Origin of the sequence: Brevibacillus sp. RS1.1 (genome assembly GCF_013284365.1) — a bacterium.
GTDB classification, from domain to species: Bacteria; Bacillota; Bacilli; order Brevibacillales; family Brevibacillaceae; genus Brevibacillus; species Brevibacillus brevis_D.
In genome coordinates this window covers 581,425-606,556 of sequence record NZ_JABSVA010000004.1, presented here as the reverse complement: position 1 = coordinate 606,556, position 25,132 = coordinate 581,425, and the positions used below count along the sequence as shown (strand labels likewise).

The following is a 25,132-nucleotide window of genomic DNA, read 5'->3' as shown; positions in this document are numbered from 1 at the left end:
TAGGTTATTTGCTGCCTGCGGACCAACGCATGTTCCAACCGTAGTAGCGATCCATCGGTTTATGTCCGTTGAAATATTCAACGAGACGCTTGATCTCAAAGGTATCTCCTTTTCTCTCTATCATGGCAATGGCACACATAATATTCCGAGGGTCGTGCACGTCCATGCGGACCACAATTTCCGGGTTGTCGGCCTGTTTGATCGTGACAACGCCATCCGTTTCGGCCCATTTCGCTACACCTTCATAGATATAGGCATAGATCAGCACACGATTAAACTCCCTCACATGGTTGCCGTTAATGCGGAGATTTTCCCCATCAGTTCTGGATCCTGTACGGTCATCTCCGTCCAGCTCGATAAACGGGAAATGGAGATATTCACCAAAATGCCGGCCCAGCGCTTGGATACAACCTTTATTCCCGTCTGACATCTCATACAAACATCCAAGATCAAGGTCGATGCCATCGGATTTATTAAAGCCCAAAAAACCGCTTGATTTCTTGACTTTTCTATTCCAGTTTAGGTTCACACTGATTTGCCCCAACGCCCCGCTTGACTTTCGCAAGCTGATCGTTTCACCTTTTTTCGTCAGCTCAACCTTGGATAGATTGATCGGCGGTGCCGGTGGTTGCTCAACTTTTGGAGGTGGCGCCGGAATGGTTGGAGACGGTTGTGGTGAAGAGGATTGCTCCTGTGCCACCTCTACGCCGAAATTACCGCATAAGGCAGTTAGTCCACCGTTAAAGCCGCTTCCAATCGCATTAAACTTCCATTCGCCATTGTAGCGGTATAATTCACCTGTCACGATCGAATTTTCTGTAGAAAAATCAACTAATGGAAACCGGATCATTTCAGCAAATGTGACAGGATGCAAGATTCGCAAATAAAGATCGGAAACCTGTCGAAACGTTTGGCCACGTGAAATGGCGTCGTAAATGGTAATCGTAAAGGCGATCTTTTCTACGTTAAGCGGAATTGCGGAAAGTTCCAGTTCGAATTGCTGTTTATCTCCAGTGCCGTCCCGCAGGGAGACAGCTCCGTTCGTTGATTTAGGATTTCCGTAGAATATGAAATCCTCCTCACGATTCACTTTCCCGGTTGCGCCCAACTGAAATGCGGATGCATCCAGGTCAAGTTCGCTGCCGGTATGCCAGCCAAGACCGACAATCACCTTGGTCAGCCCTGGAAACTGCTTCGTTACATCAACCTTTTGTCCCTTAACAACCATCATCGTCATCACTATCACCTATTTCAGAAAACTCGGTTCCGCCAAGTCCGTGGCGTTGCCTTGGTTGCGTCTTGCCGAAAAAATGAAGGAAGGATGCTAGTCCCTACTATCAAACTAGCATCCTTTGGCTGGTACGAATTAACCTGCTTGTAATCCGAAGTTATTGCAAAGCGCTTGGAGGCCGCCGGAAAAACCACTGCCCACCGCAGCAAACTTCCACTCACCCTGATAGCGATACAATTCGCATACGACGATAGCAGTTTCAACGGAGAAATCCTCGCCCAAGTCGTAACGAAGAACTTCTTGGTTCGTATTTTCATCAACGACACGAACGAATGCGTTGGAGACTTGTCCAAAATTTTGGCGTCTATTTTCTGCATCGTGAATCGTAATCGTAATGGCGATTTTTTCAATCTCGGACGGTACTTTGGTCAGGTCGATCTTGATCTGCTCATCATCGCCATCGCCTTCACCCGTCAGATTGTCACCAGTATGAATAACGGAACCGTTTCCGCCTTGTAGGTTGTTATAGAAAACAAAGTGCTGAATGTTGGTTGCTTTGCCGTCTGCGTGGAGCAAAAACGCCGCTGCATCGAGGTCAAAATCAAATCCACCATTATATTTGTTCGTATCCCAACCGAGTCCAACGATCAGTTTGGTCAGATTCGGATTGCCTTTCGTCAGATCAATTTTTTGACCTTTGGATAAGCTGATTACTGACATGGCAAGTTCATCCTTTCCATGAATCGTACTGGTTAATTAGCCGATGTTAACACCAAAATCACGCGCCAGACCAGCAAGACCGTCTTTGTAGCCTGATCCGATTGCGCTGAATTTCCACTCACTGCCGTGACGATACAGTTCGCCAACTACAACAGCGGTTTCAATGGAGAAATCTTCTCCAAGGTCGTAGCGAATGAGTTCTTCGCCAGTGCCTGCGCTCAGTACACGCGCATACGCATTGGAAACTTGACCAAAGTTTTGGTTGCGGGTAGCCGCATCGTAGATCGTGATGGTGAAAGCAACCTTTTGGATATTCGCGGAAACTTTGGACAAGTCGATTTCGATCACTTCGTCATCGCCGTCGCCATCACCAGTGCGGTTGTCACCGGAGTGAACAACGGAGCCGTCAGGGCTGGACGGATTGTTGAAAAATACGAAATGTTTGTCGTCTTCCACTTTGCCTTGGTCGTTCAGCAGGAATACGGACACATCCAGGTCGAATTCGCCGCCGCCATCATACTTGTTGGTATCCCAGCCAAGACCTACCTTGATTTGGGTCAAGCCAGGGTTCGTTTTTGTCAAATCAACCTTTTGTCCTTTTTGCAAAGATACTGCCATGTGTTATTCCTCCCGAAGTTTGGATTTTTTATTGTAGTAAGGATAATCTGATAGGTGCTATGTGTAGCGTCTGACTAGCTGGGAAATCGACGTATCGGTTGTTCCTTCACCAATAGCAGCAAACTTCCATTCACCTGAGTGACGATACAGTTCACCCACGATCAGTGAGGTTTTCCCTGAGTAATTCTCCGTCAGATTGAATTTGCACAGTTCCTGACGAGAAGATGGATTCATGATGCGGATATATGCGTTGCCAATCATTCCGAAATCCTGACGACGACTGACACAATCGTAGATATTGACCACGAAAATCAGCTTGTGAACATCGGAAGGGACACGTGAAAGCTCGACAGATATCTGCTCATCGTCGCCTTCCCCTTCACCGGTAAGATTGTCCCCCGAGTGATTGACGCTTCCGCAACCGCTTCGCTTATTTCCGAAATAGACGAGATTTGTTTCTTTTGTAAATTTTCCATTTTCGTTTAGCATGATTACGGACGCATCGCAATCGATGTTGGCTTGTCCACCACCAAACAGTCCACCAAGTAGTCCGCCGGATTTTTTTACCGGGTCCCAGCCAAGTCCAACCAGCACTTTGCTCAAGCCGGCATTTCCTTTGGTCAGGTCAATTTTTTGCCCTTTTTGCAAACTGATAACTGACATGTCACCCTCCTACTCTGTCCGGGCTATACCCCAGTATTTTGCAGATTACAATTCGATTATTCCATTGCTATCCAATAAAATCTACATTTTTTTGCAAAAAACAACAAATTACATCAGTTTTGTGTCTTTTTATGAGTGGGAGTGTTTTTTCATTTCTCAGGATCAAAGTGCCGCAGGTTCTCCACTCGTTTTATGTTGCTTTGACCAGTTGGCGATACCATGACAGAACGGTTTGCAAAATCTCTTCTGCAGCGCTGATTCCCGCCGCCTGCGTAAAGTGGAAGTTGCCCACAGCGCCACCGTGATTACGAATCTGATAAATCTCCCCATGCGGAGGAACGATCGCCAGTTGCGCTGCTTCCAGCAGAGGAAGGTCCAGTAGCGAATCACCAGCTGCAATCAGCTGCTCATCCTGCTCCAGCTCGCACACGTACAAGGTCGCATCGCGCTTGTTGACCGCCTGGGGCACGAGGTAGAGCTTTCGGCCCTGAATGGACATGCTCCAGTTTTGTTGCGTCACCCAGCGCTCGAAGTCGCGCAGTTCGTCGACAGGCATTTTTTCTCGATCAATGATGCTGTAGAAGAACAGATCCTCTGCCATTCTCTCCCGAATCACCCAACTGTCATTGCTGATCTGGGCGAAGCCGGCTAGCATGTCGGGAAACGGCGCGCATTCGTTGACCATTCGGCTATGTACCTGACGACTCCACTGCTCGTCTATTCGTCCGTCACGGATTACATTGCCGCCGTTGCTGGTAATTGCATAGCGAGGTAAAAGCTCATTCTGGAAAATCAAAATTCGCTGATACTGCTCAATCGTTCTTGTTGTCACGGGTATAAACAGAGACTGTTGATGAACTTCATGAAGAAGTTGGATTGCCCTGTCAGACATGTGCGAGATTGGTTCGCCTTCAAGCACTTCGACTACCTGAAACGACTGCATTTCGTCCGTGAGAAATCGTTTCCCGTATAGGAGGGTCTGGTCCAGGTCACTTGCAAAAATCATTGTTTTTCCCCTCCCATCGATCGGATAATACCACAGCAGGAATAGCTCATATCCGAACGTTCCTCCACGAATACACCACGATCCTTGGCGAGCATGATGATATGAGCAAGGTTAGGATTTTCGACTGAATCGACAAGGATTTTCCAGGGAACTCTGCGCAAAAGCACGCGTGTTGTTTCGCCAACTCCCGGTTTAATTAGATTCACATCATCAATTTGCAGCTCTTGCTGAATCCGCCCAATATCGCGCATTCCCTTCCAGGTCGGCACGTGGTCGTCCTCGTGGCTGATCAATTCAGCTGCTTTTGCCTTTGCCTCGTCGGCAATATCCGTAAAATACGCCGAAATCGTATTGACGAACAGGTTGGAAACATCTTCGTCAGCCCATTCCCGATAAAATTTGGCTCCGTGAAATTCACCAGCCGCAATGAGGTCGTCACGGTGCACGGTACGACTGATCAAACCGGACACGGTCGAGTTCAGGCAAGCGCTCGGAATCAAAAAGTCTTCGCGAGTGCCAAACGTCTGCACGCAATGCCCTGGGTCAGCGAGAACAGCCAAATCGGCATCAAGCCGCGTATGGAATTTCTGGTTAAAGCGGGAGATCGACTCGTGCAAGACCGATGTAATAGCGCCCTTGCCTGTCCAACCATCTACGAACTGAATTCCTTTGCCTGGATGATGCTCGAGAATATAGCGCAGGGCATTCTCGTCAATACCTTTGCCGCGAATGATGGAGATGCTGTAATGCGGCGTATCCAGCTGGTGAATTTGTCTCAAATAGCGGCGGATCAAAACACCGATCGGCGTTCCTGCTCTTGCAAGCGAGGCAAGCACAACCCCCTTGCCTTTGCGTGCAAGGATGGATTCAGCCACTACTCCTGACGCCAGCGCCACTTTTCGTGCTGTCGTCTGCAAGGCCTGATGAAACAATGAGATGTACTCGGCGGAGGGCTGATACTCAACAGGCAGCATCTCGGAGTAATGTGTCCCCGCCTGAATCAATTCTTCCCGGTCCTCCGTGTTGGTTTCTTCCATCAATCCGCTGATTTCTTTCAACAGGAATGTAACATCCTCTGCAGGGTAGCTCCCCATTTTAATCGGCTGCATGAGTTCTGCTGTGTATAATGAGCCTTGCTCCATTCGGTTTACCCCTCTCTGCAGTTAGCGAAACATTACGAGATACTTGTTCGGAATCGGCAGTTGGGCCAAGGCCGCATAAAGACTATTGAGCCGCTCCACGCTTGTCCCGCGTTCAAGGAACAGGAACAGCTCGTCATACTGTTGCTCCGGGATATTGTACATAAAGTTGCGAACAGTGGGATCATCCGGACTTTCGTACGCAAATGCATTTTGAACGGCATATGTTTCCTTTGTTGCCGGATGAATCGGGCTTCTCGTCGTTGATTGATACCAAACCCCATCGCCCATAGAAGCGGCGATCATCATCGGCACGTACATAAACTCGCCTGTTCCCATACACAAGGTCGTACCCTTACGATATTGCTGCAAAAACTGGCCCAGCTCGCGAAGCGTGTCATGCAATTGACGCTGTTGCTCCGAATTCATGCCAAAGCGTCCAGTTTGTTGTAAATACGGCAAGGTATTCACAAAGCCTGTCTGATCGATGGAAGAAAAGGACAGTTTGGTTAGCGCAGCAGTCTCCAGCGTGATGACAGTCGGCTCAGCTTCTGGTTGGACAAAGGCAGGCTTCGTCGACTCAGCCTGCAGTTCGCCAAGAACGCCGTTCACCTCAATCTCTCCCTTAATTAGCGAGATGGCTGTGATCTCGATACCCAGCTCGGCTTCAAGCTCCAGAAACTTGCGGTGATCGTCAGGCGAGCGCCAATCCAATAAGGAAGCAACGATGTATTGCTTTCTCGGAAAATGCTGCTGAATCTCGCGAATGATGTTAAGCGCTGTTTTGCCTGTTGTAATCTCATCATCTACTAATACGATAGGACACGCAGAATGTAGCAAGTTTTTATCCAAAGGATAAAAATGATGGGCTACTGCGTGAGAATGCTCTTCTTCAAAAGCAATCGTGGACGGAATCTCTTTGATCAGCTCTCTTGTTGTATGGATGTATTCTGCCTTGCTGCCAAAAGCGCTGAACATGCTGTGTCCAAGCGCAGTGGCAGTCTCGGCAAATCCGATGAACAACAAGGGCTCGGGTAATTCGAGGGGATGTTGTAGCAGTTTGTGAAGAATCTCTTCGCTCTTCTCCTGCTGAATGATACCTTGCACGATCTCCGGAAGATCACTGACTTCATAAGAATAAAACTCTTCAAGGAGACGTGCCGCCAATGCCATACCGCTTAGCACAGACGCTGACGGCTGCACGGGCAAATGCTTTCCCAGAACCTTGCTGACAAACAGGAAGCTCCGTTTCTTATTGATTCGGGCAGCCATTTGGAATAGTGCTTCCAATGGAAGATGGTACGGATTTTGTCGAACGTGGATGGTGATATTTAAATCACCGAGAATATTGAAACTGGATATTTGCTGTTCGAGCGAGCAGGTTGATAAAGTTGTTATGCTCATGGAACACCCCGTACACTTTTGATTTGATCATTATTTTTTTCGCCCAGCTCGTATGAGGTTTGATTTCATTCATCTTGTTAGCGTAGTGACTTTTCGTTACTCCGTTTGTTTGGCTTTGCAGGATTGCCCTGGCGTCCTCGTACTCTTCGCGTGTAATCACGGCAAGTGAGTGGACAATTTTGATATGGCTTGGGTGGATGATCGTTTTGCCAGTCAGGCCGTTTTCCTTGTCCAGCAATACTTCTTTGATCAGCCCATCTTGCCATTGATTCAACAATTGCTGGCGAAGTCTGCGCCCTGATGCGCCGCCCAGCTTTTGTTCAAATGGAGACTGGCGGAGCTGTGGTTTGAGCAACCTTTCGCCGTTGCTGAAATACTCCCAGACTGGACCAGATACGACGTATTCACTGCCCTGTCGTGTAAACATGTTCACAATGTCGCCGATGCAATCGCGAATCGTGGAAATCTCATAAATAGACACATCTGGTCCACGGCGCAATCCGAACAGGCTGGAAAAATCGGTTGCTCCCATGCGCACGTTCAGGACGAGGTGCCGGTATTTGTCCAAAATTTTTTTGATAGACAGCAGCTCGGCTGTTCGGGATTCTCTGTAAATAATGTCGGCGGACTCCAGAATCGGCATGCCGTACACAGGGAAAGGAACGTATCGGTTGCACGATTGCAGCGCTTCTAGATACTCCTCAGCGTTGCGGCTTGTAAACTTCGGGAACACAAACCCAGTCAGGCTGATCAAATCCTCTTGCAGTTCTTCCACAAGTCGGTTCATTTGGTGGACATCCCGGACACGCACGAACATGATCGGTATATCGTCCTGCTGGATCAAGCCGTTTCGTAGACGACTGGAAATATCACGGACCTGCCGAATCAGCGATTGCTCTGCCTCGGAAACCTCATGATCGCCGATAGCGTCTTCCAGGCAGATGACCATGGAGACCAAGCCCTCGTGCTTTTGCGTCATTACATCATGAGAGATGGTGGTTCGTATGGCGGGCATGTAGAGTGTAGCTCCCAACGCGTGGGCTAGCACTTCCTTCTCGGTGTTTCGATTGATAGGAAGGGGGTGTACACTGAATAATTCTTCTTTTTCGTTCTCGAGCAAGTAATCAAAATGCCTCATAAAAGAAACGGCTCCCCTCTTCATCCCAACTCGCCATTGATAAAAAACAAGACTGCCCCCTTGGCCCGAGGCAATCTCGCTTGTTACAACTGGAAATCAGCTGGATTCAAATTAACGGTTTGGCAGATTTCCCGAACGATTATTTTCTCTTTTTCGTCAAAATCACCGTCAGCGGCACCGATTGCGCAACAGACGCCGATAAGAATTCGCGCTGCTTCTGGGTTATTTTTTAATTTGCCGATTGCCTTGAGTGCTTCCATCTTCCCGACGCCGTGGTCAAATTCAAATCCACTGACAAAATGGTTGAAGCGGCTAATTACATCGTTCATATCAAAAACTTTCAATTCTTCACTTCGATTGATATAAGAGGCCATCTTTTGCTTTTCAGAGGATTCAATGTGTCCATCAGCGGCGGCAACCAATGCGCATCCGGCAACGACTGCATCCATGAAGTCACGATTCTGAAACTTCTTTACCTGGTCTCGCAAGGATGCTTGTGTGTTTTTAAGCCAATTCGTAAATGTGCCAGAAAATGACATTCTATTACCTCCATCGACAAATTTCTCACTTATACGTTTATTCTACAATCTTACATCAATAGATATATTTTGGCAAAAGAGATACATAATATGTAAATGTTCTAGTTCCCATAATAAATGGATCGCCATTAGGTCCGTTAAAACGATCCCGAATGAGGGAAAGGTTGTGCTTGACAGTATGAAGAAAAGTTAGAATAAACTATGGATATCTATTCGATGAATTCAGCGCGAGAAGCGGGAAATAGGTGATCACCAAATGAGAGCAAACCGGATGGAAGCGTTTAGCGATGGCGTGCTGGCAATTATCATTACGATTATGGTACTGGAATTCAAAGTACCAGAAGGCCACGACTGGCATTCGTTAATCGAACTAGGCCCAAAAGTTCTTAGTTATATCTTCAGTTTCGTTTATGTCGGCATTTACTGGAACAACCATCATCATCTGCTGCATATGGTTCGCACAATGAACGGGCGGCTCATGTGGCTGAATTTGAAATTGCTCTTCTGGCTATCCCTTATTCCATTCACGACCGCGTGGATGGGGGAAAGCCAGTTTGCGCCCACTCCGATGGCATTGTACGGGATTATCCTTCTGCTTGCAGCGATTTCTTACAGAATGCTTCAGCTAGCAATCATTAGCCAGCATTCTGGAGATTCTGCATTCGTAAAGTCAATGGGCAGGGACTGGAAGGTGAAAATATCTCCTGTTCTCTATTTGCTCGCGATATTGACCGCGTATGTGGGTCCATGGGTATCCGGCTTCTTTTACGTACTCGTTGCCGCGATTTGGGTCGTGCCAGAAAAGCGAATCGAGCACATTTTGAGAAGCGAATAATTGGACCCGAGAAAAGTATGGGAAGCGAAAAGAGGTCTCCAAACCGGAGACTCTTTTTTTCAAGCGCTGTTGTTACAGACAACCCAGTGAGCCATATCATAAGGGAGGGATGACCGACATGGAAAATGCCCTCGATAAGAGGGCATTTCGCCGATGAAAGCTGATTGGATTCGTTGTCATACCAGTGTAGAACCGCCATCTACGACGATGACCTGACCGGTGGAGTATTTCTCACGCATTAAATAGAGAAACGCTTCGGCCGCGTCCTCGGGTTCGCCCACTCGGCCAACGGGGAGGGATTTCCCGACAGTCTCGTACATGGTGTTTCGTTCTTTCTCAGGAATATTGTCCCATAACTCAGTACGCATGAATCCGAAACGTATGGCGTTGACACGAAGTGGACTCAGTTCGACGGCTAGCGCCCTTGTCATGGACTCGATAGCACCACAAATGCTGGCTGCGATCATCAATCCTTTTGGAGGCCGAACTGAAGCGGTGCCGGAAACAAAAATCATGGAACCATTCTGCCTGATTTTCTCTGAGCCATATTTCGCTGCCATAACTGCACCCCAGTACCTGATGGTAAAGAATTGGCGTGCCTTGTCCATGTCTACCGTGTTGAGATTTTCGGGCTGAAATGGCTCTCCAGCGGTGAAAACCAAGTGATCGAATTCACCAATACGGCTGAAAAATACGCGAATCTGCTCCTCATTTGATAGATCAACCACATATCCTTCTGTACCATGGGGGAGACGCGAGACAGCATCGTCCACTCTCTCTTTTCGACTGGATACTACAACAACATAGGCCCCTTCCCGCGCAGCGGCTTCCGCTGTCGCAAATCCCATTCCAGAAGTTCCTCCGAGCAGGATAACACGCTTGCCTTTCAAACTACTGCAAAGTTCAAGATTTCCCATAAGATCGTTCTCCTTCTCTGTAGGTGATGAGTCGATTATAATCAGCTTCATAAATTGACAAACAGCTCAGTATTTACAGTACGATTCGGAAAAGTAGTATAAATCCTAGTAGGATATTGAGGTGTATGATCGTATGAATGATGAAAGAAGGCGAAGGGAGCTAGCTGATTTTCTCCGGACCCGTCGTTCCCGCCTTTCCCCGCAAGAGGCGGGAATACCTGTTGAAAATGCACGTCGTCGTACGCCTGGTCTTAGGCGGGAAGAAGTGGCGACTCTGTCAGGGATTTCTTTGCCTTGGTACACGGCACTGGAGCAGGGGAGGGATATTCAGGTGTCGGAACAAGTGCTGGAGAGCTTGGTGCGGACGCTCCAACTCAGCCATGACGAACGCAATCATTTGTTTGTATTGGCAAATTGTTCTGTAGATCCATACGTCACAGTAGGCGAATCAAATTCTCCAGCCCTGCAACAAATTCTCGACAGGATGGGGAGCTACCCTGCCTATGTCATCGATAGACACTGGAACGTAACAGCGTGGAACAAAATGTCAAGTACGCTTTGTGGCGACTTTAATCAGATAGCAGAGATCGAGAGAAATATACTTTGGAGGGTCTTCATGATGAAGGATAACGAGGCTCGCATTGTGAATTGGGAAAACGTCGCCACGATGCTGTTGGCTCATTTTAGAAGCCGATACGCCTTGTACATGAATGATTCGTGGTATCGGGAATTAGTTGACAAATTGAGTGAACAGAGTGAGGAGTTTAGAGTGTGGTGGCGAAGACATGATGTATCCGGGACCTCGAAAGGGGAAAAAGTGATACAGCATCCTAAAGCTGGCCTGTTGAGTTTTCGTTACCATTCTTTTGCCGTGCCCGAAAGTGGTGACTTCGTGATGAGGGTATATACACCAATCGAGAACACGGGAACTGATGAACAGTTAAAAGATCTAATAGGCGAGTCTCGTTTAGCATAAAGCAACGCTATTTAATAGAGACTGGATTGGCAAGATGAAGGGGTGAAGCAAATGGAGCAAAAGCTCGTTGCTTTAACGTGCGGAGTATGCAAAGGCGTATCAGAGCGCATTAGGATGGAAAGTGAGCTGTTTGATATTGCTGGCTTCGAAAATGACATTATGGAATGGTCAGATTTTGAAAACGAAGTTCCCCTGTTGGATGAGCGACATTGGCTGCGTTCCAATCGCCCGCCTGAGCGCGGTCAGGTTAGAACGGTGAAGGTCTCCCATCCTTTTCATATGAGGATGGGAGAACCCTTTTGGATCATGTACACGCCGGTACTTTCCAGTTTTAATGGCTGGGATTCTCATCCCGAAGAGATTGAACAATCTTCTTTTGTACAGTGTTCCATTGAACGTGTCATTGAGCGGAATGAGTTTACAGCTTGGCTGTGCGTAAAGATTTTAGATGTATGGATGATTAAGGATTACAATGAGAGATTTCCAGAAAGAGATGGAAGAGAAGGTTATTTAGAGAGTTTTGATATGTTTGGAGATCGTTACATATTCAACTACGAGAACTGGCTATTTATTAGTGCTGGTTCGCAGGGGAATATCGGCGTATGGGGACTCGTAAAGCGAATAGATAGTCAGTACCATATGCTCGTATATGGAGATTGGGGCTTTCATAAGAATAATGCTTATGGAGGAAACATCCTGCTGCCTAAGGATCGAATCGATGGATGGCTCAAGCAGGCGATGGAGAAAGAAAAACCCGTTTGAAATGATGGAGTGATATAGATGAGAGCGTATATACAGGCAAACAAAAGTGGAGAATTCTACAATGTAAATGCATTTATTGCTTTTGAAGGTTTCACTTCATTAGGATGGGAGATCATCAAGTTCCATGATGTTCATGAAATAAAAGAAAAGAATCCAGAAGACATAGTAGTTGGCGGTATTGGCAACGTGAGAAAACGTCTTGAAATATTGGGGATAGAAAGAAGCCAAGGAGAGATAGATTATCCAGATTCCTTATCTAGTTATTTTGGCAGGAAAATATGGACTACAACTATTCAACAGCTTTTTGAGAATAAACAGGATTGGAACGTTTTTGTAAAACCGAAAGACATAACAAAAAAATTTGCTGGAAAAGTGGTAAAAGAATATAAAGATTTTATAGGATTGATTGAACAGGATGAGGATACGAAGATTTGGTGTTCGGAAATCGTTGATTTTGTGACGGAATGGCGTTGCTTTATACGATATGGAGAAATACTTGATTGCAGGCAGTATAAAGGTGCCTGGGATTCAAAATTAGATCTACGTATTATAAAAAGTGCGGTTAAGGATTATATTGATGCGCCAGCTGCCTATGGTTTAGATTTTGGAATTGATCGAGATGGGAATATGAAGCTGGTAGAGATTAATGATGGTCATTCTTTAGGGACCTATGGAATCGCTCCTTTAAACTATGCGAAGTTTCTTTCAGCCAGATGGTCAGAATTAACAGGGACGAAAGACTATTTAAGAAGCTTATAGTTTATGATGCGAACTATGCCTGAGAGTGTTCAAGGAAGCTGGATCAAGCGGATAAGGGCGTTTAAAGCCGTTATTTTGTACCCGCCCCCCTACAAGGCATGTGCCGTTACCAGGTCTAGTGTCCCCACATAGGAATAAGCAGATGAGAAAAGCTTACTCCATGGACGAGGTTGGTGAACATTCGATGGCACAAAAACGGAAAAAAGCAGGTACCCGATTGACCGGAAGGATCGTGTTGCCGGGTGACCGGTCTTACAATGCGGCCAGAATGGAGTTCAACAGGCGCTTTTCCAAGTTTCCACGGGTCATCGTTTTTTGCAGACGAACGCAGGATGTGATCAACGCAGTCAAATGGGCTCGTGAGCGGGGCGTACGGCTGCGAGCGCGGAGCGGACGGCACAGCTATGAGGCTTTTTCAGCTGTAAATGGCGGAATTATCATTGATGTGAGCGAGATGAATAAGGTAAAGGTGGATCGCAAGAAAATGGTGGCCCACGTACAGTCAGGAAATCCGCTTGCCCGGGTGTACAGGAAGCTGTGGAATGAGCGCGTGGCACTCCCGGCTGGGACTGCGCCTGACGTGGGCGTTGCGGGCCTTACCACGGGTGGTGGGATTGGACTTTTGTCGCGTAAATATGGCCTTACCTGCGATAGCCTGAAACAGGTGAAGATGGCGGTAGCATCGGGACGGCGTGGGGCGAAGACGATCATCGCAAATAAGAAGAAGCATTCCGATCTGCTCTGGGCATCACAAGGTGGTGGGGGAGGGAACTTTGGCATTGCGACAGACTTTACGTTTCGGGTTCACCCTATCCAGGATGTCTCCATCTACAGCATTACCTGGAAATGGCGCGATCTGGAGAAGGTATTCCCGACTTGGCAGCGCTGGGCACCGTCTGTCACAAACCGCCTAACCTCAACCATCGAGGTGGCTGCTAGGCAAGTGGGAACCATCGTGTCTACCGGGCAATTGCTGGGCGGCGCAAAGGAGCTACGGCGATTGATCATACCTTTGCTACAAGCGGGAACTCCAGTGAAGGTGATGGTGCGGACAGTGCCTTTCATCGAAGCAACCAAATTTTTTGCCGCAGCGGATCTGAATCTGGAGCCGAAGTTTAAAATAACCGGGGCTTTTGGTTTTAATCCTTTGCCTCGCCAAGGAGTAAGGATCATCCGCAATTTCCTGTCGAAGGCACCCAATAGGCATTCTACCGTGTGGAGTCAGAGCTTGGGTGGTGCAGGAAGCGCGGTGAGCCGGGTATCCCCGATAGCAACGGCCTATCCTCATCGGAAGGCAGAGACGATCTATGAGCTGTCGGCGCGATGGAGGAACGACAGCGAGCAGCAGCGGAGTATCCAGTGGGTGAAAAGGTTCCGTAGAGCGCTACGTCCCTTTGTCGTAGGAGATTATGTGAACTTCCCTGATTTGCAGATCAAGAACTGGCCTGAGGCGTATTATGGTGTGAACTTTGCCAGATTGAAGCAGGTGAAACGAAAGTACGATCCGCATAATGTGTTTCGTTTTGCCCAGAGTATTCCGGTGGGGAAGAAGAGAGAAAAATGATAAGGGAATCAACAAAAGGAGCATGCTGTGGCGTACTCCTTTTTACATTTTTGTCGATACGTTCATGAAGCTAAGTCTTGGGAGGAGAGTGGTCTGGAAGTATTGAATTGCTATTTGTCAGGATGGTCCTATTAAATGGGAGCATATTAAAATGAAGTCATTTTGTATCGAAAACGAGAAGGAAACGAATCGATAGGAGAGAGAGTAGCCATGCATGATAAGCAAACTACGGTGCCAGACCACACGGCGGTGCGGGTCGCGTTGTGGCGGGCGTTGCACGCACAGATCGATTCTCCACCGCATGTACTAGAAGACGAGATCGGTCTGCGACTGGTGGCTCCGGAGGACGACTGGCGCCAACGTCCCGACATGGACCCAAAGAGCACCAGCGGGTTTCGAGCATCTATCGTGGCTCGTGCTCGCTTTATTGAAGATTTGGTCACCGAACAGCTCGGACAAGGCGTCACCCAATACGTTATCCTCGGCGCTGGCCTCGACACCTTTGCTCAGCGACGACCGGAAATCGCCTCTCAGATGCGGATTTTCGAGGTCGATCAGCCAGACACGCAGGGTTGGAAGAAGCAACGCTTGAACGAGCTGGGCTTTGGCATCCCCGAGTGGTTACGACTCGTACCTGTTGACTTCGAGGCAGGCTGGTCCTGGTGGGAGCAACTAAAGGACTCCGGTTTTGATGCTAGCCGTCCAGCGGTGGTAGCATCCACTGGCGTCACCCAGTACCTTACGAAGGATGCGATTTTGGCTACGCTGCGCCAAGTAGCGACGCTTGCTCCAGGCTCCACGCTGGCTATGACGTTTTTGCTGCCCTTTACCTTTACAGAAACGAAGAAACGTCCCGAAGTTGAAGAGGCAGAAAAGGGAGCGAGGTCAAGCGGCACGCCTTTCATCAGCTTTTTCACACCGCCGGAGATGCTGTCATTGGCCCGCGAAGCTGGTTTCCGAAAAGTCCAGCATGTATCCTCGGCAGAACTTAACCAGCGCTACTTTAACGGCCGCACCGATGGTCTTTCGTTGCCAAGCGGAGAAGAATTCCTGATAGCCACTACATAGAGTGATATCTTCTATTGATAAGCTACGTTGTCTTTCAGATAAACGTAGCTTTTTCTATGGCAACTGTATTTCTCGGTCATAATCTGTATGCTAAATTATGGAAAGATTCTATTTGAATGTCAGAGAAGAAACTGACTAGGAGAGGAATACTTCTTGGCAAATCATTCACCCAAATACCAAATAAAAAAGAGCCATATCCTACTATTACTCGGGTTATTACTTATCATCCTATCCGGTGCGCGGATTTTGTGGATGGAATCGTTTCGTGATCAACAAGCGGACATTAAGAATGGGCAATTCGATTTGCGTGATTGGAATGCAGAAAGTGGCGACACTCTCTTGCTAGATGGAGAGTGGGAGTTTTATCCCTCTCAATGGCTGATGGATGGCAGACGGCAACAAGGTGTAAACGAGAAGGGGCCATCGCTTATTCAGGTTCCGGGAAGATGGAATGAAGCTTTACATACAGACAAGTCAACTCCCTATGGATTTGGTTCTTATCGCTTGCGGCTGTATGTAAATCCAGACAAGGACCTGAATTATAGCCTTCGTGTACCCAGCGTGCGCACGGCATCGGAATTATATGTAAACGGTCGTTTGCTTGCGAAATCCGGGCAGGTGGGGGAGTCGGAGGATGAATATATTGCGAAGAATCTTCCTTATTCTTCAACCTTTACGGCAGACGAAAACGGCGTAATCGACATCGTCATTCAGGCGGCAAATTATGTGGATGGTCGAAGCAGCGGCATTGTTCGATCCATTAAATTTGGTTCAGAAGAAGCCATAGCAAAGGAAATAAAAGTCTCCGTTTCTACCCAGCTTCTGGCAGCCATGATATTTCTCATACATTCTGCTTATGCGTTTATTTTATTTTTACTGGGAGATAAGAAAAAGAATCTGCTGTATTTTTCTTTGCTGACATTTTGTATAGCGCTTACTAGCGTGTTAAGCAATGATGAGAAGCTGTTCCACCAATTATTTTACATCGGCATTGAGTGGGATTTTCGATTAGCGAATTTCGCCCTCGTCATTGGGGCCTATGCTTTGTTGGAGTGTATGAATCATCGCGAACTTCCTTATTGGAGCAGGGTGTATCCTGTATACAGGGTGATGAATTTTGGGATTGCTGGCATTACGTTGTTTTTAGACCCTGATCAGGTGACGATGTTATTTCCAGTTTATTTTCTGGTGGCCGGTATTGCTGCAGTGATCACGTTGATAACCATCCTTAGGAAATTGATCAAAGACATCAAGGGCAATCTTTTACTGCTTTTTTCATTTCTTGCGTTGCTTCACCATTTTGTTTGGTCGTTAATCTGGCGGGAAAGCGGTATGAGTCTTGTCTACTATCCATTTGATCTGATTATTTCGATGGGGTGCTTAGCAACGGTATGGTTTAAGGGTTATTTCATCATGCATGCCAACACAAAAGAAATTGCTGCAACCTTGCAAAGAATGAATGACCATAAGGATCAATTTCTGGCCAACACTTCACATGAATTTAAAAATCCACTCCATAGCATTCTGAACATGTCACAATCCGTTTTGAATCGGGAGCGACATTTGTTGCAGGAAAGGAGTATCAAAGAGCTTGAAACGGTTTTATCTGTAGGAAGACGGCTGACCTTGATATTAAATGATTTGATTGATGTGATGAGTTTACAGGAAGGCAACCCGCGCTTACAGAAAAAAGCCATATGGATTCAGCCCATCGTGACCGGGGTACTTGATATGCTGCAATTTAACGCAGACGTGAAGTCTGTAAAAATCGTAAATCAAATCCCAGAAGATTTTCCGCCCGTACACGCGGATGAGAACCGGGTGATTCAAATCGTTTTCAATTTACTTCACAATGCTATGAAATATACGAATGAAGGGATCGTTTCCATTCAAGCGTTTGCCAAGGACGGAAGAGCTTTTATTGAGATTCATGATACAGGAATCGGAATGGACGAGGACATGAAAAAGCGCCTGTTCCACCCGTATGAACAAGCCAGCACGAGCGAGACCATGATTGAAGGTGGCTTTGGGTTGGGTCTTAGTATAAGCAAGCAGCTGGTTGAGCTCCATGGAGGTACGTTGGATGTGTCCTCCGTTTTAGGGGAAGGCTCGACATTTACCTTTTCGTTACAATTGGCACATATGGAAGCGGAGGAAGAGGTAGCTGTTTCTCGGTCATTCGAACCGTCAGTCGTACAACCTATGCCGATTCAGGAAAAAGCGGAGAGCTCTTGGGCTACGAAACCAACAACTTTATTGGAAGTAAATCGCGATCGTCCGCGCCTGTTAATTGTGGATGATGACCCTGTTAACCTTCAGGTGCTGGAAGCCATACTACCTCCAGACGAATATGAGGTAACAATGGTGACCAGTGGGAAGGAAGCATTAGCCATATTGGATACAGGGGAATGGGATCTGCTCATCTCCGATATTATGATGCCGCAGATGTCCGGTTATGAGCTGACAAGAATGATCCGCGAGCGGTTTACACTCACAGAGCTCCCTGTTTTGCTCCTTACTGCGAGAAGCCAACCAAAAGATATTCAAAGTGGTTTTTTAGCGGGAGCAAACGATTACGTGACCAAACCAATAGAGGGAATGGAAATAAAATCGCGGATCGAGGCGCTCACTACGATTAAACATTCCGTCCGGGAACAACTGCGATTAGAAGCTGCATGGCTGCAAGCGCAAATCCAGCCTCATTTTTTATTTAATGCGTTGAGCGCGGTAACAGCTTTAAGTGACATTAATTTGGATAAGATGCGCGATTTGCTTTACGAGTTTAGCAATTTTTTGAGGAATAAATTCAAATTTGAAGATATGGACGGGCTTGTTCCGATCGAAACGGAGCTAAGTCTGGTGCGCTCTTACTTGTATATTGAAAAGGTTCGGTTTGAAGAAAGACTGCAAGTTGTTTGGGAGATAGATGACTGTGAGGATGTAAAAATCCCCTTTCTTACGATCCAGCCTCTCGTTGAAAATGCGATCAAACATGGTGTGATGAACCGCATTCGTGGGGGGGAAATTACGATTCGGATTTCTGTTCAGGAAACGCATGTGGAAATAACCGTTGAAGACGATGGGATCGGAATGGACGAAGATCAAATACAACGACTGTTAGAAAGAAAAGCAGATAGCAGGTCAGGAGTCGGGTTGATCAATACCGATCAGCGGTTAAAACGGCACTTTGGAACAGGGCTTCATATCGAAAGTACGCTAGGTACAGGGACAAAGGTAACTTTTCATGTACGCAACAAGTTGAATAGCAAGAATTTGAGTGAAAAATACCCCGATTCCTTATCGTAGGATCGGGGTTCTTTGTTGTTTTTCAACGATTAGTAAAACTTATGATGACAATAACGAATTCCAATTGCTCGGGTTCTACTCACTGTGGTAGCTTAAAGTAAATAATCATATAAGATTACTCGGAATTAATTTTTTCTCGTGTGAGGTGCATATCGTTGGTACTTAAGGTGACAGACAGTCCTTTTAGTCAGGAACAAGTAGAGCTCCTAAATCAGTTGCTGCCCACGCTTTCGGAGGTGCAAAAGGTTTGGCTGAGCGGATATCTTGCAGCTCTTCACAAAGTGGAAGCACCGATAGCTGCTGGGTTTCAAGCCACTTCAGCTACGAATGGGCCAGTCATTTCCAAAGAGGTGACAGTGCTTTTCGGGTCTCAGTCCGGGAACAGCCAAAAGCTTGCCAAGGTGCTGACCGGAAAGCTTCAGGAGCACGGCTTCCACGTAACTCTTTCTTCTATGAGCGACTTCAAGACGAATGCGTTGAAAAAGGTTGAAAACCTGCTTGTTGTGGTAAGCACACACGGGGATGGTGAACCACCGGACAACGCCATTTCCTTCCACGAATTCTTACACAGCAAAAGAGCACCGCAATTGGAGGGCCTGCGTTTTTCCGTGCTGGCATTAGGCGATACCTCTTATGAATGGTTCTGCCAAACTGGCAAGGAGTTCGACAAGCGGTTGGAAGAGCTAGGCGGCAAGCGTCTTACTCCCCGGGTTGATTGCGATGTGGATTACGACGAGCACGCCTCCGAATGGATGAATCAGGTCCTGGCTTCTCTCAGTGAAACTTCGGCAACTCAGGTTGCTGCGGCAAGCGCAATCGTGGACGGCCCAGTGATCGGGTCAGCGTCACAGACCGAATATTCACGGTCGAATCCCTTTCAGGCTGTGGTCTTGGAGAACTTGAATCTGAACGGACGGGGATCAGATAAGGAAACTCGCCACCTGGAAATCTCCCTTGAGGGTTCCAGTCTCGAGTATGAACCGGGTGACTGTTTGGGGATCTATCCTAAAAATCATCCTGACCTTGTCCGTGAGCTGATAGACGCGATGGGCTGGAAGCCGGAAGAATTCGTTCCCATTCATAAAAGCGGGGAAGAGCGCACGTTGGAAGAGGCCTTATCCAGTCATTTTGAAATCACGGTTCTCACCAAGCCTCTCTTGGAACAAGCCGTAAAGCTATCATCAGGAAACGGGTTGCGGGAACTGCTTGCGGAAGGACAGGAGCAAAAGCTTCGCGAGTATGTTCGAAATCGGGATTTGCTAGACCTGGTGGAGGACTACGATTTGAAGGGCGTGTCTTCCAAAGAATTTGTTTCCATCCTTAGAAAGCTGCCGCCTCGTCTCTATTCGATCTCAAGCAGTTTGAAGTCCTACCCAGACGAAGTTCATCTGACAATTCGCAATGTTCACTATCAGGCTCATGGTCGAGATCGATACGGCGTTTGTTCGGGCTATATCGCGGATCGTTTGGAGGCGGGGGGTACGCTGCCAGTATTTGTGCAGCATAACCCCAACTTTAAGCTTCCAGCCAACCCGGACACCCCGTTGATCATGATTGGTCCCGGAACGGGTGTCGCTCCATTCCGTGCGTTTTTGGGAGAACGGGAGGAGCTTGGGGCGACGGGCAAGACATGGCTTTTCTTTGGCGACCAGCATTTCTCCACAGATTTTCTCTATCAGCTCGAATGGCAGCGTTGGCTCAAACAGGGCGTACTGACGCATATGGATGTCGCGTTCTCTCGAGATACGAGCGAAAAAGTGTATGTTCAGCACCGGATGCTTGAGAAGAGTAAGGAGCTTTATCAATGGCTACAGGATGGGGCGCACGTATACGTATGCGGAGATGAGAAGAAGATGGCGCATGACGTTCACGCAGCTCTGGTCACCATTCTCCAACAAGAGGGTGGACTTGATTCAGAGGAGGCCGTTGCGTACTTGAAACGGTTGCAGCAGGAAAAACGCTATCAGCGAGATGTCTACTGATTTTCGTGAAAGAATGAGAGGGGAGATAGGAACCATGTCAGAAAATCATTTGCTTTCGCCAAACAGTGCTCCTCACAGCGACGTAGAGGATATTAAACGCAAAAGCGATTATTTGCGGGGAAGCCTGGCGGAAACGCTGGAAGACAGGATCTCTGGGTCCATTCCTGAGGATGATAACCGCCTGATGAAATTTCATGGCAGCTACATGCAGGACGATCGGGATCTTCGCAACGAACGGAGCAAACAGAAGCTGGAGCCGGCCTATCAATTCATGGTCCGCGTGCGTGCCGCTGGTGGCGTTGTCACACCAGAACAATGGCTGATGATGGACGATATCGCCCAGCAGTTTGCGAATGGAACGATTCGCCTGACGACTCGTCAGTCTTTTCAACTGCATGGCGTGATTAAGTGGAATATGAAGCAGGTGATTCAAGAAGTAAACGAAGCCTTGCTAAGTACACTAGCTGCTTGTGGGGACGTCAACCGCAACGTCATGTGCAACCCGAACCCGTACGAGTCGGAAGTTCATCAAGAGGTGTACGAATGGGCCAAAAAAATAAGCAATCATCTGGATCCCCGGACTCGCGCCTATCATGAAATCTGGTTGGATGAAGAAAAAGTCGTCGACAGTCGGGATGGGGTAGAGCAAGAACCGATCTATGGGCCTGTCTATTTGCCGCGCAAGTTTAAAATCGGCATCGCCGTCCCGCCTGCCAACGATGTTGACGTTTTTTCGCAGGATTTGGGCTTTATCGCCATTCATGAGGAAGGTCGACTGCTGGGCTTCAACGTAGCGGTCGGGGGTGGAATGGGAATGACCCACGGTGATCCGAAGACGTATCCGCAGGTGGCGCGGGTGATCGGCTTCGTTACACCGGAACAAGTACTGGAAGTCGCCGAGAAAACGGTCATGATCCAGAGAGATTATGGAGATCGTGCGGTGCGGAAGCATGCTCGCTTCAAATATACGATCGACGACCGCGGAATCGAATGGTTTATCCATGAACTGGAGCAGCGACTGGGCTGGGAATTGGAGCAGGTACGACCTTATCACTTTGAGCATAATGGCGATCGCTACGGTTGGGTAAAAGGGAGCGACGATAACTGGCATTTTACCCTTTTCATTCAGAATGGCCGTGTAAAAGACGAGGACAACTACCTCCTGAAGTCCGGCCTGCGGGAGATTGCCAAGGTGCATACAGGTGACTTCCGCCTGACGCCGAATCAAAATCTCCTCATTGGGAATGTCACCAGTGAAAGGAAGCCAGAAATTGAACAGATCATTCAAGCATACGGGCTCACCGATGGAGCTACCTATTCTGCACTCCGGAGAAACTCCATGGCTTGTGTTTCGTTGCCGACTTGCGGACTCGCGATGGCTGAGGCAGAACGCTATTTGCCTACACTGCTGGATGAGATCGAGTTGATCTTGGATGAGGCGGGTTTGCGCGATGAGGAGATCGTCATTCGCATGACAGGGTGCCCAAATGGATGCGCAAGACCTGCACTCGCAGAAATTTCTTTTATTGGGAAGGCTGTCGGTAAATACAACATGTATTTGGGCGGCGGTTTCTCCGGCAATCGATTGAACAAGCTGTATCGTGAAAACATCGGAGAAGCAGAAATACTGAATGAACTGCGGCCAATTTTAAATCGGTATGCGAAGGAACGCGAAGAAGGCGAACACTTCGGAGATTTCGTCATTCGGGCAGAGTATGTGAAAGAAGTCAGATCGGGACTCGATTTCCATGAGTAGTAAGGCCTAGCAGTCAATTGAATAAAAGAAGAGCCCGCGACGACGTGGGCTCTTTGTTGCTTGCATGCTTTTTAGGCTTCTCGAAGCTGTTGAATCACTTGTGCTGCGAACTGATCTGTAAACCGGATGTGTCCATTTTCCTGTACGATCCGACCTTCCTCCTTGCGACGATCCAGCCATTCGCTGATCCATCCTGGAGCATATCCGCCTTGCCCGAATTCTCCGCCAAAGGCGATCATTTTCTCATAGACAGCCAGGTACTGTTCGCGAGTGGTATCGGGATATGACTTCGTGTAAAGCCAAAACTGCACATCATACATCAGATACGAGAGTTCATCCGCATGGAAAGAAAAAAAGCCTTTTTCCTCTACAATCCGTGTACAAATGCTGCGTATTTTCTGATCGATTTGTTCCACTTCCGATACGGGCGTGCACAGCTCCTCCAGCAAGGAAGAGAATTTCCCGTGGGCTACTTTATAAAGCGCCACTTCCTTGTCCTCCTCGGAGGTATCGTATTCTTCTTCGCTCACCAAGCCTCTGATAAACTCCTCGAAATTTTCAGCCAGGAAAGTAATTTCATAATCGCTTTCCTGATCGACGTGAATGACTTCGGGTTCACCATCTCTCCCGCATGCCCGATAATCTAGCATCACTACGTCATGACCTGCTGAAGGACAGTCGCAGATGACCACTCCAATGTCGGGATAGCCCCAGTCTTCAATCATAAATTGACTGCCGAGATCCCCGCAGAGCGAATAGCTTTTCTCACGGCCAATGCCTAAAATACCCGTAATGGCAATGTGATCCTCAGCCCAGGAGGTAGGGTCCTCTGTTGGGAAGCACGTGTTCTTCGGAATGCCGCCATTCTGCTGCTTCATGAGTGCGAGATAGGAGGCAGGGAGCTTGTATCCTAGCTCTTCCTCGATCGATGCGATCAGTTCATCCGTGGGTGGCGCGGATTGATATGACTTTTTCGCGTACTCGCTGTCGTCCCAAAAGTCTTCAAGTGACATGTTCGAAAAAGGGACTTCCTCCGATGCTGAACCCTCAACAGCCGCTGCCCTTTTGGCTGCCATCCGAAGCTCCTGTCTTTGCTGCTTTTCCGCTTTTTGCAAGCTCCACTTTAGCCATGATTCAGTATTCTGATTGCCGGTTTCTAATTTGTCTGAGGTGCGGAATGCCTGAGTCGCCTCTTCATATCTTTTCAAATAATAGAGGGCATAACCTACTCGAAAGTGCCAGACTGGGTCTTGTTGACCTGCTTCAGCAATTTTCTTCAATTGGTTGAGCGCTTCTTCATATAGCCCCAGGTTGTTATAAGCTCTGCCCAGTCGGCTGATTGCCTCATACTCTCGTTCCTCCTCGGGAACGGTTAACAGCAAGTCCACAATTCGCTGCTGTTCGTCTTCTTCATGCCAGCGATTCAATTGTTCGATAAGTACCTGATCCATTGCAAACCTCCTAAACGATTCTTTTTCTTAGATGCCAGCCACGCGGAGCTACCACCATCTACCAAACGATTATATATTCATATAAGATTAATTTATTTCGTGTTGTTTGTGCATAGCTGATCTAGAAGGGGATTGAGTAAGATGGATATCCATGATGTATGGTTCGATTTTGCTGCAGCCTTTGTACAGAAAAAGAATGCTTCTGGCTGGAACACACTGACCTCACAGGAACAAGAGATTGCCGCCTTATGGTTGTTGGAAGCTGATGTATATAACGGCGGGTTTTTGCAGTTTTTTTGCAACTGGGGAGAAGAGGCATATATCTACGCAGTACGGGCTTTACAAGCCATCGGGGCAGTCCATGCACTCGAAATCGTCCAGTCTGGATATGCCTGCATCGAGCATTTGTCAGAAGACAACCGCCTCACCCAACTCTGGGACATTCCACAGTTTCTTACCGAGGAAGAGGCAGAACGGCTGGATAAGCTTGATCAGAGCTTCTGGGAAGACCAGGATCGCATTGCAGAAGTTGCCCATCGATATTACGTACAGCAGTTGGGAATACCCACCCCGTCATAAGGAGACGTGGGTGGGTACGGACTATCATAGGAGACACCGATGCCTATTCGACAGCACGTTCCCCTTCTGACTGGAGCATAAGCAGCAGCTCTTGAATAGCGGGAGCGAGCTTCTCATTCTCTTCCATAATCGCAGTGAAAACGGGAATGGCGTCTTTTAGCAGCAAATAACTGAAGGAATAATAGCTGAAAAATGCTTCCTGCTCGTAGCCCCGCGGCTCCTCTTCTTCCCACCATAATTCATCGTCTTCCTCGTCCTCTGGCCATAAGTACTTTTCGTCCAATAGCTCGTTCATGGTCTCAACCGCATTTTGTAAATCCATTTCGTCCACGTTTATAGCAGAAGCTACAGCCATGTACAACTGAATTTCCTGCAAAGAGACTTGCTCTGGTTTTTGTTTGGAAAGCTTCTGCAGGAGTATCAGCAGCACCCACGGTGTGGTCTGCCACAAGGTGCTTTGGTGCTCGATTAGATTGGCCAATTCCTCATATTGCCCGGTCTGTATAAGCTGCGGAATGTCCGTTCCTCTGCCATAGGCTGTCGTCAGACGCTGCCACGGAATGTTGTTTGTCAGGTGGGTCAAAGAGTTCATCTCCATCTCTCCTTAGATATGAGATATTTCCAGTATATACCATGGTCACAACGGAATTTATATGCTAATCTCCTCACTGGTAATAACAAACCAAACCCTTCATCCCTGCAAGAAATTGAGATAAGAC

At 47.7% G+C, this 25,132-nt stretch carries 22 protein-coding genes; 10 read left to right on the top strand and 12 right to left on the bottom strand.

The features are described from left to right. Nucleotides 1-4: 4 nt before the first annotated feature. The 9 genes from HP570_RS17020 to HP570_RS16980 all read right to left on the bottom strand — a co-directional run bounded on the left by HP570_RS17020 (nucleotide 5) and on the right by HP570_RS16980 (nucleotide 8,458). A complete protein-coding gene (locus tag HP570_RS17020) occupies nucleotides 5-1,237 on the bottom strand; it encodes a TerD family protein (protein ID WP_173626485.1) in 1,233 nt (410 codons plus the stop codon). Between the two features lie 129 nt (nucleotides 1,238-1,366). Beyond that, on the bottom strand, nucleotides 1,367-1,951 hold the full coding sequence (locus tag HP570_RS17015) for a TerD family protein (RefSeq protein ID WP_015894029.1): 585 nt from the start codon (nucleotides 1,949-1,951) through the stop codon (nucleotides 1,367-1,369). A 36-nt stretch (nucleotides 1,952-1,987) separates the two neighbouring features. After that, on the bottom strand, nucleotides 1,988-2,569 hold the full coding sequence (locus HP570_RS17010) for a TerD family protein (protein WP_173626484.1): 582 nt from the start codon (nucleotides 2,567-2,569) through the stop codon (nucleotides 1,988-1,990). A 57-nt stretch (nucleotides 2,570-2,626) separates the two neighbouring features. Further along, nucleotides 2,627-3,232: a TerD family protein gene (locus HP570_RS17005; RefSeq protein WP_015894027.1), complete on the bottom strand. Its 606-nt coding sequence runs from the start codon at nucleotides 3,230-3,232 to the stop codon at nucleotides 2,627-2,629. 190 nt (nucleotides 3,233-3,422) lie between these two features. Continuing rightward, complete coding sequence (locus tag HP570_RS17000; protein ID WP_173626483.1) at nucleotides 3,423-4,238, bottom strand: HAD family hydrolase; 816 nt, start codon at nucleotides 4,236-4,238, stop codon at nucleotides 3,423-3,425. After that, a complete protein-coding gene (locus HP570_RS16995) occupies nucleotides 4,235-5,380 on the bottom strand; it encodes a cysteine protease StiP family protein (RefSeq protein ID WP_173626482.1) in 1,146 nt (381 codons plus the stop codon). The genes HP570_RS17000 and HP570_RS16995 overlap by 4 nt, the downstream gene beginning before the upstream one ends. 21 nt (nucleotides 5,381-5,401) lie before the next feature. Further along, a complete protein-coding gene (locus tag HP570_RS16990; RefSeq protein WP_254495315.1) occupies nucleotides 5,402-6,781 on the bottom strand; it encodes a phosphoribosyltransferase family protein in 1,380 nt (459 codons plus the stop codon). Next, entirely contained in the window at nucleotides 6,714-7,919 is a 1,206-nt protein-coding gene (locus tag HP570_RS16985; protein WP_064200263.1) for an HpcH/HpaI aldolase/citrate lyase family protein, read from the bottom strand. The genes HP570_RS16990 and HP570_RS16985 overlap by 68 nt, the downstream gene beginning before the upstream one ends. An 83-nt stretch (nucleotides 7,920-8,002) precedes the next feature. Next, complete coding sequence (locus HP570_RS16980; RefSeq protein WP_015894022.1) at nucleotides 8,003-8,458, bottom strand: tellurite resistance TerB family protein; 456 nt, start codon at nucleotides 8,456-8,458, stop codon at nucleotides 8,003-8,005. Between the two features lie 256 nt (nucleotides 8,459-8,714). Between HP570_RS16980 and HP570_RS16975 the strand changes: the two genes are divergently transcribed. Beyond that, entirely contained in the window at nucleotides 8,715-9,293 is a 579-nt protein-coding gene (locus tag HP570_RS16975; protein WP_015894021.1) for a TMEM175 family protein, read from the top strand. Nucleotides 9,294-9,469: 176 nt separating this feature from the next. On the opposite strand, the gene HP570_RS16970 is transcribed toward HP570_RS16975, so the two are convergent. Next, complete coding sequence (locus HP570_RS16970) at nucleotides 9,470-10,210, bottom strand: SDR family oxidoreductase (RefSeq protein WP_173626481.1); 741 nt, start codon at nucleotides 10,208-10,210, stop codon at nucleotides 9,470-9,472. A gap of 133 nt (nucleotides 10,211-10,343) precedes the next feature. Here HP570_RS16970 and HP570_RS16965 point away from each other — a divergent pair, with 133 nt between their 5' ends. From HP570_RS16965 to cysI, 8 genes are all read left to right on the top strand, one after another. Beyond that, nucleotides 10,344-11,186, top strand: coding sequence for a helix-turn-helix transcriptional regulator (locus HP570_RS16965; RefSeq protein ID WP_173626480.1), 843 nt, complete (start codon nucleotides 10,344-10,346; stop codon nucleotides 11,184-11,186). Between the two features lie 51 nt (nucleotides 11,187-11,237). Then, nucleotides 11,238-11,948: a hypothetical protein gene (locus tag HP570_RS16960; RefSeq protein ID WP_173626479.1), complete on the top strand. Its 711-nt coding sequence runs from the start codon at nucleotides 11,238-11,240 to the stop codon at nucleotides 11,946-11,948. 18 nt (nucleotides 11,949-11,966) lie between these two features. Next, on the top strand, nucleotides 11,967-12,707 hold the full coding sequence (locus HP570_RS16955) for an ATP-grasp domain-containing protein (RefSeq protein ID WP_173626478.1): 741 nt from the start codon (nucleotides 11,967-11,969) through the stop codon (nucleotides 12,705-12,707). A 184-nt stretch (nucleotides 12,708-12,891) separates the two neighbouring features. Next, complete coding sequence (locus HP570_RS16950) at nucleotides 12,892-14,271, top strand: FAD-binding oxidoreductase (RefSeq protein WP_173626512.1); 1,380 nt, start codon at nucleotides 12,892-12,894, stop codon at nucleotides 14,269-14,271. 162 nt (nucleotides 14,272-14,433) lie between these two features. Then, a complete protein-coding gene (locus HP570_RS16945) occupies nucleotides 14,434-15,339 on the top strand; it encodes a class I SAM-dependent methyltransferase (protein ID WP_254495314.1) in 906 nt (301 codons plus the stop codon). Nucleotides 15,340-15,492: 153 nt separating this feature from the next. Then, the gene (locus HP570_RS16940; protein WP_173626477.1) at nucleotides 15,493-18,645 is read left to right on the top strand and encodes a hybrid sensor histidine kinase/response regulator; all 3,153 of its coding nucleotides are present in this window, start codon (nucleotides 15,493-15,495) and stop codon (nucleotides 18,643-18,645) included. Nucleotides 18,646-18,800: 155 nt separating this feature from the next. Next, the gene (locus tag HP570_RS16935) at nucleotides 18,801-20,627 is read left to right on the top strand and encodes an assimilatory sulfite reductase (NADPH) flavoprotein subunit (RefSeq protein WP_173626476.1); all 1,827 of its coding nucleotides are present in this window, start codon (nucleotides 18,801-18,803) and stop codon (nucleotides 20,625-20,627) included. A gap of 34 nt (nucleotides 20,628-20,661) precedes the next feature. Next, nucleotides 20,662-22,383, top strand: coding sequence for an assimilatory sulfite reductase (NADPH) hemoprotein subunit (cysI, locus tag HP570_RS16930; RefSeq protein ID WP_173626475.1), 1,722 nt, complete (start codon nucleotides 20,662-20,664; stop codon nucleotides 22,381-22,383). 71 nt (nucleotides 22,384-22,454) lie between these two features. Here cysI and HP570_RS16925 read toward each other — a convergent pair whose 3' ends face one another. After that, nucleotides 22,455-23,834: an SMI1/KNR4 family protein gene (locus HP570_RS16925; RefSeq protein WP_173626474.1), complete on the bottom strand. Its 1,380-nt coding sequence runs from the start codon at nucleotides 23,832-23,834 to the stop codon at nucleotides 22,455-22,457. A gap of 132 nt (nucleotides 23,835-23,966) precedes the next feature. Between HP570_RS16925 and HP570_RS16920 the strand changes: the two genes are divergently transcribed. Continuing rightward, nucleotides 23,967-24,413: a DMP19 family protein gene (locus tag HP570_RS16920; RefSeq protein ID WP_172139685.1), complete on the top strand. Its 447-nt coding sequence runs from the start codon at nucleotides 23,967-23,969 to the stop codon at nucleotides 24,411-24,413. Nucleotides 24,414-24,456: 43 nt separating this feature from the next. Here the strand turns inward: HP570_RS16920 and HP570_RS16915 are convergent, their stop codons facing one another. Next, on the bottom strand, nucleotides 24,457-25,005 hold the full coding sequence (locus HP570_RS16915; RefSeq protein WP_173626473.1) for a hypothetical protein: 549 nt from the start codon (nucleotides 25,003-25,005) through the stop codon (nucleotides 24,457-24,459). Nucleotides 25,006-25,132: the final 127 nt, after the last annotated feature.